We start from the raw sequence: 17,069 nt of genomic DNA, 5'->3' as shown, positions 1-17,069 counted from the left end.
CACAATAAGAGTGATAGCTGTTCATGTTTATGGTTTAGACTAAGTACACATCGATTGGGAGTGCAGAAATGATACAAGAACTGAAAATCCTCAATGAAAAGCGTGCTGAAATCTATTGGTGGCTGTCGAGCCTGTTTTTTAAGGAACTGAATGAGCAAGATATCGCTCGTTATCACTCAGCAGAAATTCGCACTTTTTTAAGCGGACTCGCCGATGAGCAAAGCCTAAGCGGCGAAGTTAAAAACTTGATAGATACGCTCAACCGACTACAAGATCGTCAAGATGCGCAGTTAGAACTCGCCGCGGATTTCTGCGATCTCTTTTTGAAATCAGACCGTGATTCCGCCCTACCCTATGCCTCCGTCTATACCGATAAAGGTTTACTCAATGGCAAGCCTGCACAGCAAATGCGTGAGTTACTCAACGCACATGGGGTTAAGGTTGAAAAAAATATCAATGAGCCTGAGGATCATCTTGCCATACAGCTCGACTTTTTAGCGCATCTTGCGATCAGCGCTAACCAAATTGAGCACAGAGCACAACTGAGTTCAGCGCTACAAGCTCAGTCCGACTTCATAAGCCAACACTTACTCACTTGGCTGCCTGCCTTTGTTGAACGTTGCACTCAATTTGATGCATTCGGATTGTACTCAGCCGCCGCTCGTTTAGCGTTAGTCTTTATTAAGCAAGATCAACGCTGTATTGATGAGCTGGTTCACGACATCCATTAGTCAATACGGTTGCAGCTTAAAGTAGAATGAGGATAGACGAATTAATTGTGAAATGGCTTATAGTTTGATGAATGAATTTCGTTGCGACGGAGAGATTTGCAGTCTAAAATCCACCCGCAAACGATAAAAACGAATAAAAATGTAAACCGCTGTTTTTTAGCGGTTTTTGTTTTTTATTACTTTAGGTTTATTACTTTAGGCATAGTGATTGAAGCGCTTTACGTACGGCATAGTGTTGGACATGTGCTCGCACAGAGTGTGAAGATTCGCTCAGTCTCGCCTTACTTCTGCTGATTAAATCCACCGATGTTATTCGCTGGCAGCAGTCATCGACAGGAACACTCTATGGCTACGATTAAAGATGTGGCGCGCCTTGCGGGCGTGTCAACCACCACCGTTTCTCACGTTATCAATAAAACTCGTTTTGTGGCAGAAACCACCCAAGAGAAAGTGATGGAAGCCGTTAAGCAACTGAACTACGCGCCAAGTGCCGTAGCACGCAGCTTAAAGTGCAATACCACTCGCACGATTGGTATGTTAGTGACGCAATCTACTAACCTGTTTTTCTCGGAAGTTATCGACGGTGTGGAAAGCTACTGTTACCGTCAAGGCTATACGCTGATCCTATGTAACACAGGCGGCATCTATGAAAAGCAACGCGATTATATCCGCATGCTGGCCGAAAAACGGGTTGATGGCATTTTGGTGATGTGCTCAGACCTAACCCAAGAACTGCAAGATATGTTGGATGCGCACAAAGATATTCCAAAAGTGGTTATGGATTGGGGTCCAGAAACGTCGCACGCCGATAAAATCATCGATAACTCAGAAGAAGGCGGCTACCTCGCGACCAAATATCTCACTGACCGCGGTCACACTGAGATTGCATGTTTGAGTGGTCACTTCGTCAAAGCCGCATGCCAAGAGCGCATTCAAGGTTTCCGCCGCGCAATGGCGGAAGCTAATTTGACCGTCAATGAAGATTGGATCTTGGAAGGTAACTTTGAGTGTGATACTGCCGTTTTAGCGGCGGATAAAATCATTGCGATGGACAAGCGCCCCACGGCGGTATTCTGTTTCAACGATACGATGGCATTAGGTCTGATGAGCCGTTTGCAACAGAAAGGCATACGTATTCCAGAAGATATGTCTGTCATCGGTTACGATAATATCGAGTTAGCAGAATACTTCTCTCCACCACTGACCACAGTGCACCAACCCAAGCGTCGTGTGGGCAAGAACGCGTTTGAAATTTTGTTAGAGCGCATTAAAGATAAAGAACATGATCGCCGTATTTTCGAAATGCACCCAGAGATCGTAGAGCGCGATACGGTGAAAGACTTGACAAAATCCTAACTTTCTTGACAATTCATAACGCCTATATTTGAAACCCTGTCACATAAATATGACAAAACATATGTAGAGCGAGTATCATTAATAGCGCTTATTCTCACAATTGAAATATCAGTATGTGAGGATGAGCCAAGAATGATTAATTTTTATCAGGAAAAATGTCACGCACAGGGCAAACCATTCGAAAGAGTGGGACGCAAAGCCTCCGGCCTAAACCAGAAGACGTGGTAGGTAGCGGGGTTACCGATGGCAAAATGCATACACTATGTTGACTCATCATTGACATGGCCGATGCATGTATTTGCTAATTTTCTCGGACCTGACTTGGTGGCGTATGTAACAATACTCCGAGACTAACAGCATGGATAAACCAGTATTAAAAGATTCAATGCGGCTCTTTGAGCAGCTAGGACGTGTTAAATCTCGTTCAATGTTTGGTGGCTTTGGTATTTTCGTCGACGAAACTATGTTTGCGCTTGTGGTTAACGATACGCTGCACATCCGTGCAGATGACGCCACAATCGAAAAGTATAAACAGCAAGGTTATGAACCTTATGTTTACAAAAAACGTGGCTTCCCCGTTGTAACTAAGTACTACGCTCTACCTGAAGATTGTTGGAGTCACCCAGACTCTATCCTTAATGAAGCGCGTGCAGCACTGGAGGTCGCTAAGGCCGAACGTGAAACTCAAGCACAAGCGAAACCTGATCGTTTGAAAGATCTTCCTAACTTGCGTTTAGCAACAGAAAGAATGCTCAAAAAAGCAGGTATCGAAACCGTCGAGTCTCTTCAGACTCTTGGTTCTGTCGAAGCTTATAAAGCGGTTCAACGAACCCACACGGCAGAAGTGAGTTTAGAGCTGTTATGGGCTCTAGAAGGCGCAATCGAAGGTAAACATTGGTCGGTGATCCCACAAAATCGTCGTGATGAGCTATTAAGGCATCTCTGAGTTTCATTTTGAGTTCATCAACGCCTGTAATCATCCTGTGTTTTTACACACCCTATATTTCATAACGCGTCCAAAGTGGCGCGTTATTTTTTTGAAAGAAAAACGGCCTTTGACCTGTCTTTACTTTTAGGCTCTCTATGTATCTCCAGTAAATTCAGTTACAGACGATATACTTGAGTAATGAGCGATACTCTCATGACTTGGAGTGACAAGTCGGCGGTCACTGTGTGCACCCACATCAAACCAGAGACACTCTATGATTGGGTGAAGAAACGTAGCCCACACTGCTGAAGAGCCAAGTAAAACGGGCAATATCACGCCCCACAAACCATAAAGTAATGACTAGGTACTCGAATGTATAAAAAACTCATCATCGCCATTGTTTTGATTGCCATCGCCGCGCTCTTGGTGACGCAGTTTAGCCAATACCTAACACTAGATGTCGCGAAAGCCAAACAAGCCGAATTAGCGAATTATATTGATGCCCATTTGCTGCAAGCCGCACTGATCTATTTTGTGGTGTATGTTCTCCTAACCGCATTTTCAATCCCCGGCGCAACGGTCGTGACTTTATTGGGAGCGGCCCTATTTGGCTTTTGGTTGAGCTTACTGCTGGCTTCTTTTGCCAGTACTATTGGTGCCACTCTCGCCTTTCTCAGTAGCCGCTTCTTATTGCGAGATTGGGTGCAAGCTAAATTCGCTGATAAATTGCAGACCATCAATCAAGGTATTGAACGAGATGGCGCGTTTTATTTACTCTCTCTGCGACTGATCCCGATTTTTCCATTTTTCCTGATTAACTTAGTGATGGGGCTAACGCCTATCTCCACTTGGCGTTACTACTGGGTCAGCCAACTTGGTATGCTGCCGGGTACAGCGGTGTATCTCAATGCTGGTACTCAACTGGCGGAAATCTCAAGCTTAGGCGAAATTGTGTCGCTCCCTGTGCTCGCTTCATTCGTTTTGTTAGGCGTATTTCCGATAGTGGTGAAATGGCTCATGGGCAAAGTTCAGCAGCGTGCCACTCAATCGACGGTGAAGTAAGTCACTCTTGGTAAAAATAAGCTGGGAAGGACAATGAAAATCTACACGGCCACTCATCCGCTTGAAGCGCACATGCTGATGCAGCTTTTGCATCAGCAAGGGATAGCGTGTGAGTTGCGTGGAGAAATGCTGTTTGCGCTGCGCGGCGAGATCCCGATGGATTCCAGCAGCGCCCCTTCACTTTGGTTACAGAAACCGGAGCAACAAACCGCAGCGCAGCAAATCATCCGTGAATTTCTCAATCCCCCACCCGCCGAATGCTGGCAGTGTCCAGAGTGTGGGGAACATCATGAAGGGCAATTTTCCGCCTGCTGGCAGTGTGGTTTTAGCCAAACTGCTCAGTGAGGGATTAGCGGATTTGGCGCTGGATAAACTCGATAGAACGCTGATTAAATAGCTCAGGCTGCTCGACATTACATACATGACCGCAGTTTGGGATTTCATACAGCTCACTTTGTGCGTGGAGCGCCACCATCTCTTTCACCGGATGGATGAACATGTAATCCTTCTCTCCCATCAAATATAAGGTTGGGATCGGCAATTCGCGGTCGCGGAAATAACGCATCAGCGGATTCACCTCAGCGGTTAACGTAAACCAACGTTTAAATTCTTTCTGACAGAGCTTTTGCGCTTCACGAATAAACAGATGGCGAGACTCTTTTTGACTACGCTGCGGCATCACTATGTAAGCAAATAAGCGATACAGCCACATGTACGGGATGAGGTGCTTACTCAAATGTCCTAGCTTAACCAACACTTGCGAACGCGCATTAAGCCGTGTGACCGCGCCACCAAGCACCATAGAATTGACCCGATGCGTGGCAAGCTCAGCAAGGTTACGGACTATGATGGTACCCAGCGACATGCCCACAAAATGCGCCGACTGGATTTTCAAGTGATCAAGCACTTTGAGCACATCCAGCGTCACGGTCTTAAACGTATAGCGATTGGCAATCCAGTCTCTGAGTAACTGATTGGATTTCCCATGGCCGCGCAAATCAATCAGCAATAAATTGAAATGCTGCCGATACGCTTTGATCTGCTTGAACCATATGGATGAGCTGCCCCCCGCACCATGAACGAACACCACCCACTCCTGACTTGTCGGGTGAAGATAAGTTTTGTGAAACAGCACTTTTTCGGCAATGGCAGTCATAGGGGAAGACATTGAAACCTCTTAATTACGCAGGCCAAGACTACCATAATCTTAGTCAAGAGAATCCCCCCAGTTGTAAGAAACTGTTGAGTGAAACAGAAAAAAGGCACCTTGCGGTGCCTGAGAGATGATTCATAGACCCAAACGACTTGGAGTGGCAGCCAACACTGCTGCCGCTTCAAATCGGACGGTGATATCGTTAGCCAAATCGCGCGAGTCGATACATCTTCATATACTCTTGGGCAGACTCTTCCCAACTGAAGTTTTGCTGCATGGCACGTTGTTGCACTTTCAGCATCTCTTCTGGCTGCTGCAGATAAAACAAGAGTGCCCGCTGCATAGTGATCAATAGAGCTTCTGGCGTGGGCTCTTGGTAACCAAAGCCTGTCGCGCGCTCCGGGAATTTATCGTAATCGTTCACCGTATCTTTCAAGCCACCCACTTCACGAACAATAGGCAGAGTGCCGTAAGCCATGCTGTAAATCTGATTGAGCCCACAGGCTTCAAATTCAGAAGGCATTAAGAAGAAATCCGATCCCGCTTCAACCCAGTGCGCTAAACGCTCACTGTAGGTCTCGACAAACGCAAACTTGGCCCGATGATAATGAGCGATCTTATTCAGCCGCGCAGCGACTTCCGGCTCACCAGTACCAACAATGACCACTTGAACGTTATTTCGCAGGAACTGCTCTAAAATCGGCAACAGGTAATGAAAGCCTTTCTGATGCGTTAAACGGCAAACCATACCAAACAGAGGTACATCGGTAACCGGCAGGTGTAACTCTTCCTGCAGCGCAGTTTTACAGAGCGCTTTCCCCTTGCGCATCGAATCTGGCTCATCGCTGTAGGTTGCTGGCAGATAGTGGTCGGTTCTTGGATTCCACTCGCTGTAATCACAACCGTTGACGATACCGTGTAAATCGCGCGCTCGGCGCACAAAATCATCCACAAGCCCGTGAGCCCCAAGAGGCGTTAAAAGCTCAGCCGCATAATTAGGACTCACCGCATTCACTTTATCCGCAAAAGCGATCCCCGCCCTCAGCATGCTCACATGATCGTGACCGTATTGCAGAAATTCCATACCCGATAAATTGAGCTCAGGAATGACTTCTAACTGATGGTAGGAAAAGATCCCTTTAAAAATCGCGTTATGCACCGTCAGCACACTTTTGACTTGCTCAAAAAAGCTGTCATAGCGATAACGGGTTTTCAGCAAAAAAGGCACCAAACTCGTGTGCCAATCATTCGCATGAATGATGTCAGGCTGAATACCGAGTTTCGGCAGTACGTCCAAACACGCTGCAGAGAAAAAACCAAACCGTTCACCATTATCGGCATAGGCTTGATTATTCTCAGCATACAGCGCCGGGCGGTCAAAATAAGCAGGGCAATCAATCAGATAGATTGGCACACCGTCTAGCTCGCATTTTAAAACACGATACTGAGTGTGCGGCCAGTGTGTCAGCTCTGTTTCCAGTACTAACTCTGCATCTTCCTTTCCCGGTACTGAACGATAAGCAGGCAGCGCAATAGCTACCTGCTGATGCAACGCTTTCAACGCTTGTGGCAGCGCTTTTGCCACATCGGCCAGGCCACCACTTTTTACCAGCCCCTGTACTTCTGAAACGGTAAACCAAACGTTGAATTGTTCCATTCTAGAATCCTACCTTACTACCTTTCGCAATCACCACAATCCCTTCATCGGAAACGTGGAAACGCTTTCTGTCCATTTCCAAATCTTCACCAATGATGGTACCGGCGGCGATCTCGACATCTTTATCGATAATGGCGCGCTTAATCGTGCAGCCAGCTCCTATTTTCACGTCGCCCAAGATAACAGATTCACTGATAAAAGAGCCAGCAGCAATGTTGCTACGGAAACCCAGAACTGATTTATAAATGGTTGATCCTTGGATATAACTTCCCCCAGAGATCAAGCTATCTGTGATTTTGACTTTCTTGTCTTTGACATCCACAAACGTCGCAGGTGGCAAAGGAGGATAGTAGGTGTGCAGCGGCCAGCTGCGGTTGTATAGCGAAAATTCTGGATCTTTGTCGAGCAAGTCCATATGTGCCGACCAGTACGATTCGATGGTTCCGACATCACGCCAGTAGGTCGATTCCTTCTCTCCCTTAATTTTGTTGGTCGTGAAGTCATACACATAGACTTTACCGCGCGGGAACATTTTCGGAATGATGTCTTTGCCAAAGTCATGGCTGGACTGGTTATTTTCAGCATCTTCACGCAGTTCTTTGCTGAGCGTTTCTGCTTCGAAGATGTAGTTACCCATCGAGACCAGTGCCCACTCAGGTTCACCGGGGATCGATTTGGGATTGCTCGGTTTCTCTTCAAAACCGACCATTTTGCCGTTTTCATCCACTTCAATCACCCCAAACTGAGAGGCTTGGCTGATCGGCATACGCAGTGCAGAAACGGTCAATTCCGCTTCCATACGGCGATGAAAATCGAGCATTTGGCGAATATCCATCTTGTAGATATGGTCTGAGCCAAAAATACAGACTTGATCTGGCGCGACGATCTCAACAAAACGGAGGTTTTGATAAATCGCATCGGCAGTGCCTTCATACCAACGTTTTCCATCACGCATTTGTGCGGGAATAATGTCGATAAAACGATCCGTGATCCCAGAAAGATTCCAGCCCTTTTTCATATGAATGTATAGCGATTGCGATTTGAACTGCGTCAGAACATAAATCCGCATTAAATCGGCATTCACGAAGTTATTGAGTGCAAAGTCGATTAAACGGTAGCTTCCACCAAAAGGAACTGCCGGCTTGGTACGGGTTTCAGTCAACGGCTTCAAACGTGACCCTTCTCCTCCCGCCAAAATCATGCCTAATACTCCAGCCATGTGTTGTTCTCCATTCTTTTATAATATTTGCCGAACCACGAAATTTTTGCTTTAGGGGTCCTGGCTCGGCGCTCCATGCTAACCGACAGCAACATCAGTACGACAGCCAGCACAAATGTGCTGAATAAACAATGCAATCGGTTGGCTATACGTTATCGAATCCTTGGCCGAATACCAATCAATTTCTTAAAATCTCAGTGGTGAAACAAAACGAGATGGAAAAGACTTATTCCAACTCACACTCTTTGGGTAGTTCAATGACATAAACCTCATATTCAGCCATCACGGCACATTAACTGCCTGAATGTCAGCTCACCTCCTAAATAATGAAAATGATGATTTAGCGAAGAAAATCGCTCAATACATAGAAAAGAATACGTAGCGGATAAATATCGGACTGAGAAAGAGCGTTGGGTTCTGGGGCGCAAAGTTTGCGAGAAGGTAACGCCAGAACTCGCTAAAAGGACTCAGATTGAGTGGTTAATCTCATAGTAGGCAGGATCAAAGTGTAAGACTCTTTCGTGAGTCACACTCTGGCAAATTGATGATGAAAAGCATCAATACCAATCTGGCATTTCTCAGAACTGCTTCGCAAAGCCTGATACAAAAATAAGACAAGGCAGCGAGGCTGCCTTGTCTTATTTTGATTGAACAAAGGATGAGTCGGATTATTTCGCGTTTTTGCGTTTATCCGTGACCAACCATTTACCCTCTTGGTAAACCGCCATCCAACCGGAAGGTTTACCCTCCGTCTCGGTACGCACGTAATGCTCTTTCTCTTTACGAGAGAAGCGCACCACCGCAGGTAAGCCATCAGGGTCATGTGCGGGTGCAGAAGTCAGATACTGGTATTTTTCTGGCAAACGCTCAGCAAAACGTTTCAACTCTTCCACCAAAGGCGCGCGCGTTTCACGCGATTTAGGGAAATTGCTCGCCGCAAAGAACAGGCCTGATGCACCATCACGAAGCACAAAATACGCATCCGAATTTTCACAAGGCAGTTCAGGGAAATGCACTGGCTCTTCTTTCGGTGGCGCAACTTCGCCATTTTTCAGGATCTTACGCGTATTTTTACAAGCATCATTGGTACAACCCATGTACTTACCAAAGCGGCCATTTTTCAGCACCATGTCTGAGCCACATTTGTCACACTCGACGGTTGGGCCTTCATAACCTTTGACTTTGAACTCGCCTTCTTCAACGATAAAGCCTTCACAGTTCGGATTGTTACCACAAACATGCAGCTTACGCTTATCGTCAATCAGATACGCATCCATCGCCGTTTCACAAATTGGGCAACGCTTCTTAGCACGCAATGCTGCGGTTTCGACATCCTCTTCGAGAACGTTGATCACGCCATCTTCGTCACCTAAGTTGATGGTGGTTTTGCAGCGCTCTTTCGGCGGTAATGCATAGCCAGAACAGCCTAAAAACACACCAGTCGATGCTGTACGAATCCCCATCGGGCGCGAACAGGTCGGACACAAAATGTTGGTCATCACGATGTGATTAGGCTTCATGCCACCTAAGCTTTCATCTTGCTCCGCCGTTTCGAGGTCGCGACTGAAATCAGCAAAGAACTCATCCAGTACTGCTGTCCAATTCACTTCACCTTCGGCGATTTGGTCGAGTTTCTCTTCCATACGTGCGGTAAAGTCGTAGTTCATCAAGTCGTCAAAATTTTCATCAAGACGATCGGTGACAATTTCACCCATTTTTTCCGCGAAGAAACGGCGCTGATCGACTTTCACATAACCACGGTCTTGAATGGTCGAAATGATCGATGCATACGTCGATGGGCGACCAATGCCACGCTTTTCCAACTCTTTCACCAATGCCGCTTCCGTGTAACGCGCTGGCGGTTTGGTAAAGTGCTGTTTCGGATCTAGGCTGACGAGCTTTAGGCTATCACCGACCTTCACCGGAGGCAGGATCTGATCTTCGTTTTTACCCAACGGACGCTGTACGCGAGTCCAACCATCAAACTTGAGGATACGACCTTTCGCTTTCAGGGTGTACTCTGCCGCTTTTACACTGACTGTCGTGGAATCGTATTGCGCAGGTGTCATTTGACAGGCCACAAACTGATTCCAAATCAGGGCATACAGCTTGTGTGCATCCGCTTCCATTCCTTCCAGATCGTCGGCGGTGACAGTCACATCCGAAGGACGAATCGCTTCGTGCGCCTCTTGGGCATTTTGCTTGCTGCCATACACATTTGGCTGGCTTGGCAAATACGCCTCACCGTAATGCTTGGTGATGTAGCCACGCAGATTCTCGACCGCTTCCGCACTCAAGTTGGTTGAGTCGGTACGCATATAGGTGATGTAACCCGCTTCATACAAGCGCTGAGCGAGCATCATGGTCTTTTTCACCCCATAGCCAAGGCGAGTGCTCGCGGCTTGCTGCAGGGTTGACGTAATGAAAGGCGCACTCGGTTTACTGGTGGTCGGTTTGTCTTCGCGTTTGCACACTTCGTACTGCGCTTTATTGAGCGCAGCAACCGCCGCCAAGGCTTGCGTTTCGTTCACGGGCTTGAAAGCTAAACCGTCTTTTTGGGCCACCAACAGGCGAAAATCTTGCTTGTCTGCGGTCAAGGTATCGGCATTGATGTCCCAAAATTCTTCCGGAACAAATGCTTTGATTTCGCGTTCACGCTCAACCAGAAGTTTCACGGCGACAGACTGTACACGACCAGCGGAAAGGCCTCGCGCCACTTTTTTCCACAGCAGTGGCGAGACCATAAAGCCCACAACGCGGTCCATGAAACGGCGTGCTTGTTGAGCGTTCACGCCATCCATATTCAGTTCACCAGGCTGCTTAAAAGCCTGCTGAATGGCGTTTTTGGTGATTTCGTTAAATACCACTCGTTTATATCGCTTTTCATCGCCACCGATGATCTCACGAAGGTGCCAAGCGATGGCTTCTCCCTCGCGGTCCAAGTCGGTTGCGAGATAAACGCTGTCAGCGTCTTTTGCGAGCTTTTGCAGCTCAGCCACCACTTTCTCTTTACCGGGCAGAATTTGGTAATTGGCTTGCCAGCCGTGATACGGATCGACACCCATCTTTTTGATCAGCGCTGCGCGTTCTTTTTCACGCTTCTGCTGCTCTTTATCAGTAGTAGATGCTTTCTTAGTCGATGCTGCCGCCGCTTTACCGGTCGGTGTGGCCGTTTGCCCTGCTGTAGGCAGATCACGCACGTGTCCCACACTGGATTTCACGATAAAGTCTTTACCAAGGTACTTATTGATGGTTTTAGCCTTGGCTGGCGACTCGACGATAACGAGTGATTTACCCATATTGACTCAATTGTCCTTCATCATTTGGCGCGATTTAAATCGCATGACGTTCTAAAATGTAATTCTTTTTTTACTATCGAGCCAGATAACAAGAAGATCAACTTGTTTTTTCTAAAAGCTTTTTATTTGCTCGACAAATCGACGAAATGTTGTTCTGCTGTCAAAAACGCGCCCATACTAAAGTGAAGCGCGGTATACCGCGACCCCAAAACGACGAAATATGCAATAACTCACAATTTCATCTAGAGAACAAATCGCCCTTTTCCTGCTTTCTGTCAAGGTTGTCACCGGTTACCTACTTATAATGCCTGCATCCAATGGTAAGGAGTTATCACCATGAGCCATAAAAAACCGATCACTGAATTTGAACTTTTACTGATTGCTAACCAGTTAATTCAAGATCATGAATGTTACATCGAAGGCATGCGTGCCACTCAAGTGGAAGAGAAAGAAGGCGTGTTAGTGTTTAAAGGTGAGTATTTCCTCACTGAACAAGGCCTTCCTACTGAGAAAACCACAGCGGTATTTAATATGTTTAAATATCTCGCTCATCATCTCTCACCGGAATTTACCCTACAAAAATAATAAAAGCCTCGTAATGAGGCTTTTTTTCAATCACTTACATTTATTCCAAAACCGATTCTACCGCCATCGGTTTTGGGCAGAAGATGACACTTTAGCGGCTTAATTGCGCAAACTTATCAAAGTAATCGGGGAACGTTTTTGAAGTGCATTTCGGATCATTGATCGTCACTGGCGTATCGCTCAACGCAACCAGAGAAAAACACATCGCCATACGGTGATCGTCATAGGTATCGATTGCCGCATGGATGGGCTTAGTTGGAGGCGTAATCACAATGAAATCGTCCCCCTCTTCGACTGTCGCGCCCACTTTACGCAATTCGGTGGCCATTGCTGCCAAACGATCCGTCTCTTTTACGCGCCAGTTGTAAACGTTACGAATGGCCGTGGTACCTTTGGCAAAAAGTGCCGTCGTCGCAATCGTCATCGCCGCATCTGGGATATGGTTAAAATCGAGATCCACCGCATTCAGTTCACCACGGCGAGCAATCACATAATCATCGCCCCACTCAATTTGCGCGCCCATCTTTTCCAATGCATCCGCAAATTGAATATCCCCTTGGATGCTGTTTTTACCAATACCGGTCACTTTTACCTCACCGCCTTTAATGGCAGCCGCAGCAAGGAAATAGGAAGCAGAAGAGGCATCACCTTCGACGAGGAACTGCCCCGGAGACACATAAGATTGCCCCGCTGGGATCACAAATTCTTGGTAATCGTGGTTGATCACCTGAACACCAAACTGCTCCATGATGTGCAGTGTAATGTCGATGTAAGGCTTAGAAACCAGCTCGCCGACGATCTTGATGGTCACTTTGCCCTGCGCCAACGGTGCCGACATAAGAAAGGCGGTCAAAAACTGACTAGAGATAGAACCATCGATAGTCACCGTTCCTGCTTGTAAGCCCGTCCCTTGAATACGCAGTGGCGGAAAGTTTTCCTGCTCCAGATACTCAATTTGTGCGCCGGCTTGACGAAGAGCATCCACCAAGTGGCCAATCGGGCGCTCTTTCATGCGCGGTTCGCCAGTCAGTACATAGTCGCCTTGTCCAAGACACAACGCCGCCGCCAGCGGACGCATTGCAGTGCCTGCGTTACCTAAAAACAGCTCTAATGGCTGAGTCGTGTGAAAGGCTTGGCCCAAACCTTCTACTTCACAGGTGGTTTTATCGGCCGAGAGGCGATAGTTCACGCCCAGCTTGGTCAAAGCATTGAGCATATGGCGAATATCGTCGCTATCGAGCAAGTTAGTAAGACGAGTCGTGCCTGAGGCTAGCGCAGCCAGCAAGAGCGCACGGTTTGAAACGCTTTTGGAACCGGGAAGATTCACTTCCCCAGAGATGAGTTCAATCGGTTGTAGAGTCAAGCTTTCCATTGGATGTTGTGTTTCCTTGCGCCGCTGAAAGTCCTTGTGGTAATGGGTCGCGGCGAAAATTCTTCGTATCCGCAGACTAACCAAATTCATGCGCTAGCGCTAGCCTTTATCTTGCTCACAATGAATTTTTATTTCTGTTTATGCAATCTCGACCAAGCCTGGGATTTCCCAAGCATCAAGATTGGCAAACTTCATCAAAATCACTAAGATCGCGGCTCATTCACTTTCGGAATGGCTCACAGGGACTTCTAAGGCAAACCAATACGATGGCTATTTATCTGACTGAATTATCGCCGGAAACGTTGACATTCCCCTCTCCTTTTACTGCGTTAGACGACCCTAACGGCCTGCTTGCATTTGGCGGCGATCTCCGTCCTGAGCGAATTTGGGCGGCTTATCAACAAGGCATTTTCCCTTGGTATGGCCCTGAAGACCCGATTTTGTGGTGGAGCCCTTCCCCACGTGCCGTGTTTGACCCTACTCGGTTTCAACCCGCCAAAAGCGTGAAGAAGTTCCAACGTAAACATCAGTACCGGATTAGCGTGAATCACGCGACGTCGCAAGTGATTGAGCAGTGCGCGCTCACTCGCCCTGCGGATCAACGTTGGCTCAATGACTCAATGCGCCATGCGTATGGCGAGTTGGCGAAACAAGGTCGTTGCCATTCTGTCGAGGTGTGGCAGGGCGAACAACTGGTGGGTGGGCTTTATGGCATTTCCGTTGGCCAACTGTTTTGTGGCGAATCCATGTTTAGCCTCGCAACCAATGCCTCGAAAATTGCGCTTTGGTATTTTTGCGACCATTTTTCTCGCCATCAAGGGCAGTTGATTGATTGCCAAGTGATGAATCCGCATTTGCAATCTTTAGGCGCAACGACCTTGAGCCGTGAACAATTTATCCAATCGTTGCTATCTTTTAAGGAGAAGCAGGTGCTCAGTGGCTGTTTTGAAACTCAGTGGCTCGCCACCCCCACTTCGCCATGTGCCTTTGAGGATTGATGCATGAGCTCAGATATTCAGCAAATTCGTATTGGCTTAACCAATAACCATCCTTGTAGCTATTTAGCGGATCGGATGGAGCGCGTCGCCGTGGCGATTGATCCGCAGATGCAAACACCCGAAACCTATGAAGTGCTGATGGCAAATGGTTTCCGGCGCAGCGGCGATACCATCTACAAACCGCATTGTGATCATTGCCAGTCGTGCCAAGCTTTGCGTATTCCTGCGCCCGATTTTGTGCCGAGCAAAAGCCAAAAACGTTTACTCAAGCTGCTCAGCCAAGAGTTTCATTGGCAGTTGAAACCAGAACTGGATGAAGATTGGTACACCCTTTACGCGCGTTATATTTTCGCTCGTCATCGCCACGGCTCCATGTACCCACCCAATAAAATGGAATTTGCCAAATTTGCCCGTGCAAAATGGCTTAATACCCAATATTTACATCTTTATCAGGGCGAAAAGTTGGTCGCGATTGCCGTCACCGATTTACTCCCAAACAGTGCGAGTGCGTTTTACACCTTTTATGACCCAGATATTTCGATCTCTTTAGGCACCTTAGCGGTACTTTGTCAGCTCAATTACTGCCAACAGACCAAAAAGCAGTGGCTTTATTTGGGATATCAAATCGATGAATGCCCAGCTATGAACTACAAAGTCCGGTTCAATCCACATCAAAGGCTAGTAAATCAACGTTGGCGAGGGTAGAATACGCCGCAACTTCCCATATTGAACGTTTAATGGCAGAATCCTGCGCCGTTAAAGATCGCCAAATTTCTAAAGAGGATTAAATGGCTAAAGAAGACGTAATTGAGATGCAAGGCACTGTCCTTGATACTCTTCCTAACACAATGTTCCGTGTAGAGCTTGAAAATGGTCACGTAGTGACAGCTCACATCTCTGGAAAAATGCGCAAAAACTACATCCGCATTCTGACTGGTGACAAAGTCACTGTAGAGATGACTCCTTACGATTTGTCTAAAGGTCGCATCGTCTTCCGTGCTCGTTAATCTCTGATTTCCGAACGCAACAAAAAGCGGAGCTTATGCTCCGCTTTTTGTTTTGCTACAGCACTTATCATTCAATGCGTTCGCAAAATATCGACGCCGTTCAACCAAGAATCCATATACCCTTCCTACTTAAAGCAGTCGCGGTGTTGGCTGCCACTTCAAGTGATTTGGGTATAACAAAGAATCAAGCTCAAATTTACCGCCGCTGCTCTTTATCACTGTAGCGATCTGCTGTATTCATGCTGTACTACGGACACAAAAAAGGCGCGATAACGCGCCTTTTTAAGATAAGAGCTAATTCTCTTACTCGATATCAATCACATCAAATTCGACTTCTGGATTGACGTCAGCATCGTAATCAATGCCTTCAATGCCAAAGCCAAACAGCTTGATGAACTCTTCTTTGTACATGTCGTAATCGGTCAGCTCACGCAGGTTCTCTGTGGTGATTTGTGGCCACAGATCACGACAGTGCTGCTGAATGTCATCACGCAGTTCCCAGTCATCCAAACGCAGACGATTGTGATCATCCACTTCCGGCGCTGAACCATCTTCTTTGTACAGACGTTGACTGAACATGCGGTAGATCTGCTCCATACAGCCTTCATGCACGCCCTGTTCACGCATCTTCTTGAACACCATCGCGATGTAGAGCGGCATCACAGGAATCGCAGAGCTTGCTTGAGTCACCACTGATTTCAAAACTGCAACGTTCGCGGTACCGCCTTTCGCTGCCAGCTTTTCGTTCAGCGCTGTCGCTGCGCGATCTAGGTCCATCTTGGCACGGCCTAGAGCGCCATCCCAGTAGATTGGCCAAGTCAATTCAGTACCGATGTAGCTGTACGCCACGGTTTTGCAACCTTCAGCAAGCACACCCGCCTCTTCCAGCGCTTGGATCCACAGTTCCCAATCTTGGCCGCCCATCACAGTGACAGTGTCAGCGATTTCTTGCTCGGTCGCAGGTTCAACACTGGCTTCGATGATCACATCTTTATTGGTATCTACCGCCGTAGAAGTGTACGTTTCGCCAATCGGTTTCAGTGCAGAGCGCACTAGCTCACCCGTTTCTGGCATCTTACGCACTGGAGAAGCCAATGAGTAAACCACCAAATCAATCTGGCCGAGGTCTTGCTTAATCAGCTCAATCGCTTTTTGCTTCGCTTCGTTCGAGAACGCATCGCCGTTCAGGCTTTTTGCGTACAAGCCCGCTTCGTGCGCTAGCTTGTCAAACGCTGCTGCATTGTAGAAACCCGCGGTACCTGGTTTTTTGTCAGTGCCCGGCTTTTCGAAAAATACGCCGATCGTCGCCGCACCGCCGCCAAACGCCGCAGCGATGCGTGATGACAGACCATAGCCGCTAGACGATCCGACAACCAACACGCGCTTAGGTGCGTTTTTGATCGGACCTTGTGCTTTTGTGTAGGCAATTTGTTCTTTTACGTTCGCTTCACAACCCACTGGGTGCGTTGTTGTACAGATAAATCCACGAATTTTAGGTTTGATGATCATATTCAACTTCCTTAAAAAATCGTCGCTAGGATAAAAGGTTCAGACACAAACCGCATCTAATTTCTCTCAATTTCGCCGAAAATGGCCAGTGGTTGGAGCACTCATTGGGGTATTTTTCCCGTTATGCTCACAAAAAACTCAATTAATAAAAATAAAGAGGGCTTCTGATTTTCCCCAAACAACTTGGAGTTGC

The 17,069-nt window shown here is 47.3% G+C and carries 15 protein-coding genes and 1 riboswitch; of the genes, 9 read left to right on the top strand and 6 right to left on the bottom strand.

Annotated features, from left to right (window positions below):
- Nucleotides 1–68: 68 nt before the first annotated feature.
- The 5 genes from torD (at nucleotide 69) to CEQ48_RS10425 (ending at nucleotide 4,422) form a co-directional block, all read left to right on the top strand.
- Nucleotides 69–731 (top strand): molecular chaperone TorD, encoded by a 663-nt coding sequence (gene torD, locus CEQ48_RS10455; RefSeq protein WP_089071189.1) that lies wholly within the window; start codon nucleotides 69–71, stop codon nucleotides 729–731.
- A 345-nt stretch (nucleotides 732–1,076) separates the two neighbouring features.
- Entirely contained in the window at nucleotides 1,077–2,087 is a 1,011-nt protein-coding gene (gene purR, locus CEQ48_RS10445; protein WP_089071187.1) for an HTH-type transcriptional repressor PurR, read from the top strand.
- Nucleotides 2,088–2,245: 158 nt separating this feature from the next.
- Nucleotides 2,246–2,332, top strand: a riboswitch (cyclic di-GMP riboswitch).
- Nucleotides 2,333–2,445: 113 nt separating this feature from the next.
- Nucleotides 2,446–3,033 carry a TfoX/Sxy family DNA transformation protein gene (locus tag CEQ48_RS10440; protein WP_000360587.1) on the top strand — a complete coding sequence of 196 codons (588 nt, stop codon included), beginning with the start codon at nucleotides 2,446–2,448 and terminating at the stop codon, nucleotides 3,031–3,033.
- A gap of 354 nt (nucleotides 3,034–3,387) precedes the next feature.
- The gene (locus tag CEQ48_RS10430) at nucleotides 3,388–4,077 is read left to right on the top strand and encodes a TVP38/TMEM64 family protein (protein WP_089071185.1); all 690 of its coding nucleotides are present in this window, start codon (nucleotides 3,388–3,390) and stop codon (nucleotides 4,075–4,077) included.
- Nucleotides 4,078–4,110: 33 nt separating this feature from the next.
- Nucleotides 4,111–4,422, top strand: a complete 312-nt coding sequence (locus CEQ48_RS10425) for a putative signal transducing protein (RefSeq protein ID WP_000708709.1) — start codon at nucleotides 4,111–4,113, stop codon at nucleotides 4,420–4,422.
- A 4-nt stretch (nucleotides 4,423–4,426) separates the two neighbouring features.
- On the opposite strand, the gene CEQ48_RS10420 is transcribed toward CEQ48_RS10425, so the two are convergent.
- The 4 genes from CEQ48_RS10420 to topA form a co-directional block, all read right to left on the bottom strand.
- The gene (locus CEQ48_RS10420) at nucleotides 4,427–5,245 is read right to left on the bottom strand and encodes an alpha/beta fold hydrolase (protein ID WP_000097999.1); all 819 of its coding nucleotides are present in this window, start codon (nucleotides 5,243–5,245) and stop codon (nucleotides 4,427–4,429) included.
- A 187-nt stretch (nucleotides 5,246–5,432) separates the two neighbouring features.
- Nucleotides 5,433–6,887: a glycogen synthase GlgA gene (gene glgA / locus CEQ48_RS10415; RefSeq protein ID WP_089071184.1), complete on the bottom strand. Its 1,455-nt coding sequence runs from the start codon at nucleotides 6,885–6,887 to the stop codon at nucleotides 5,433–5,435.
- Between the two features lies 1 nt (nucleotide 6,888).
- On the bottom strand, nucleotides 6,889–8,106 hold the full coding sequence (glgC, locus tag CEQ48_RS10410) for a glucose-1-phosphate adenylyltransferase (protein WP_000929348.1): 1,218 nt from the start codon (nucleotides 8,104–8,106) through the stop codon (nucleotides 6,889–6,891).
- 668 nt (nucleotides 8,107–8,774) lie between these two features.
- Nucleotides 8,775–11,405 (bottom strand): type I DNA topoisomerase, encoded by a 2,631-nt coding sequence (gene topA / locus CEQ48_RS10405; protein WP_089071183.1) that lies wholly within the window; start codon nucleotides 11,403–11,405, stop codon nucleotides 8,775–8,777.
- 336 nt (nucleotides 11,406–11,741) lie between these two features.
- On the opposite strand from topA, the gene CEQ48_RS10400 reads away from it, so the two are divergent.
- On the top strand, nucleotides 11,742–11,990 hold the full coding sequence (locus tag CEQ48_RS10400) for a YciN family protein (RefSeq protein ID WP_000018503.1): 249 nt from the start codon (nucleotides 11,742–11,744) through the stop codon (nucleotides 11,988–11,990).
- Nucleotides 11,991–12,081: 91 nt separating this feature from the next.
- Here the strand turns inward: CEQ48_RS10400 and aroA are convergent, their stop codons facing one another.
- Nucleotides 12,082–13,362 carry a 3-phosphoshikimate 1-carboxyvinyltransferase gene (gene aroA / locus CEQ48_RS10395; protein ID WP_089071182.1) on the bottom strand — a complete coding sequence of 427 codons (1,281 nt, stop codon included), beginning with the start codon at nucleotides 13,360–13,362 and terminating at the stop codon, nucleotides 12,082–12,084.
- Between the two features lie 266 nt (nucleotides 13,363–13,628).
- On the opposite strand from aroA, the gene aat reads away from it, so the two are divergent.
- The 3 genes from aat (at nucleotide 13,629) to infA (ending at nucleotide 15,367) form a co-directional block, all read left to right on the top strand.
- Nucleotides 13,629–14,360 carry a leucyl/phenylalanyl-tRNA--protein transferase gene (gene aat, locus CEQ48_RS10385; RefSeq protein WP_089071181.1) on the top strand — a complete coding sequence of 244 codons (732 nt, stop codon included), beginning with the start codon at nucleotides 13,629–13,631 and terminating at the stop codon, nucleotides 14,358–14,360.
- Between the two features lie 3 nt (nucleotides 14,361–14,363).
- A complete protein-coding gene (locus CEQ48_RS10380; RefSeq protein WP_000093315.1) occupies nucleotides 14,364–15,065 on the top strand; it encodes an arginyltransferase in 702 nt (233 codons plus the stop codon).
- Between the two features lie 83 nt (nucleotides 15,066–15,148).
- Nucleotides 15,149–15,367, top strand: coding sequence for a translation initiation factor IF-1 (infA, locus tag CEQ48_RS10375; RefSeq protein WP_001040192.1), 219 nt, complete (start codon nucleotides 15,149–15,151; stop codon nucleotides 15,365–15,367).
- Nucleotides 15,368–15,670: 303 nt separating this feature from the next.
- Here the strand turns inward: infA and fabV are convergent, their stop codons facing one another.
- Entirely contained in the window at nucleotides 15,671–16,876 is a 1,206-nt protein-coding gene (fabV, locus tag CEQ48_RS10365) for an enoyl-ACP reductase FabV (RefSeq protein ID WP_001961701.1), read from the bottom strand.
- Nucleotides 16,877–17,069 lie beyond the last annotated feature (193 nt).

This window comes from Vibrio tarriae (genome assembly GCF_002216685.1).
GTDB lineage: Bacteria > Pseudomonadota > Gammaproteobacteria > Enterobacterales > Vibrionaceae > Vibrio > Vibrio tarriae.
This window is presented reverse-complemented; position numbering and strand designations above follow the sequence as displayed.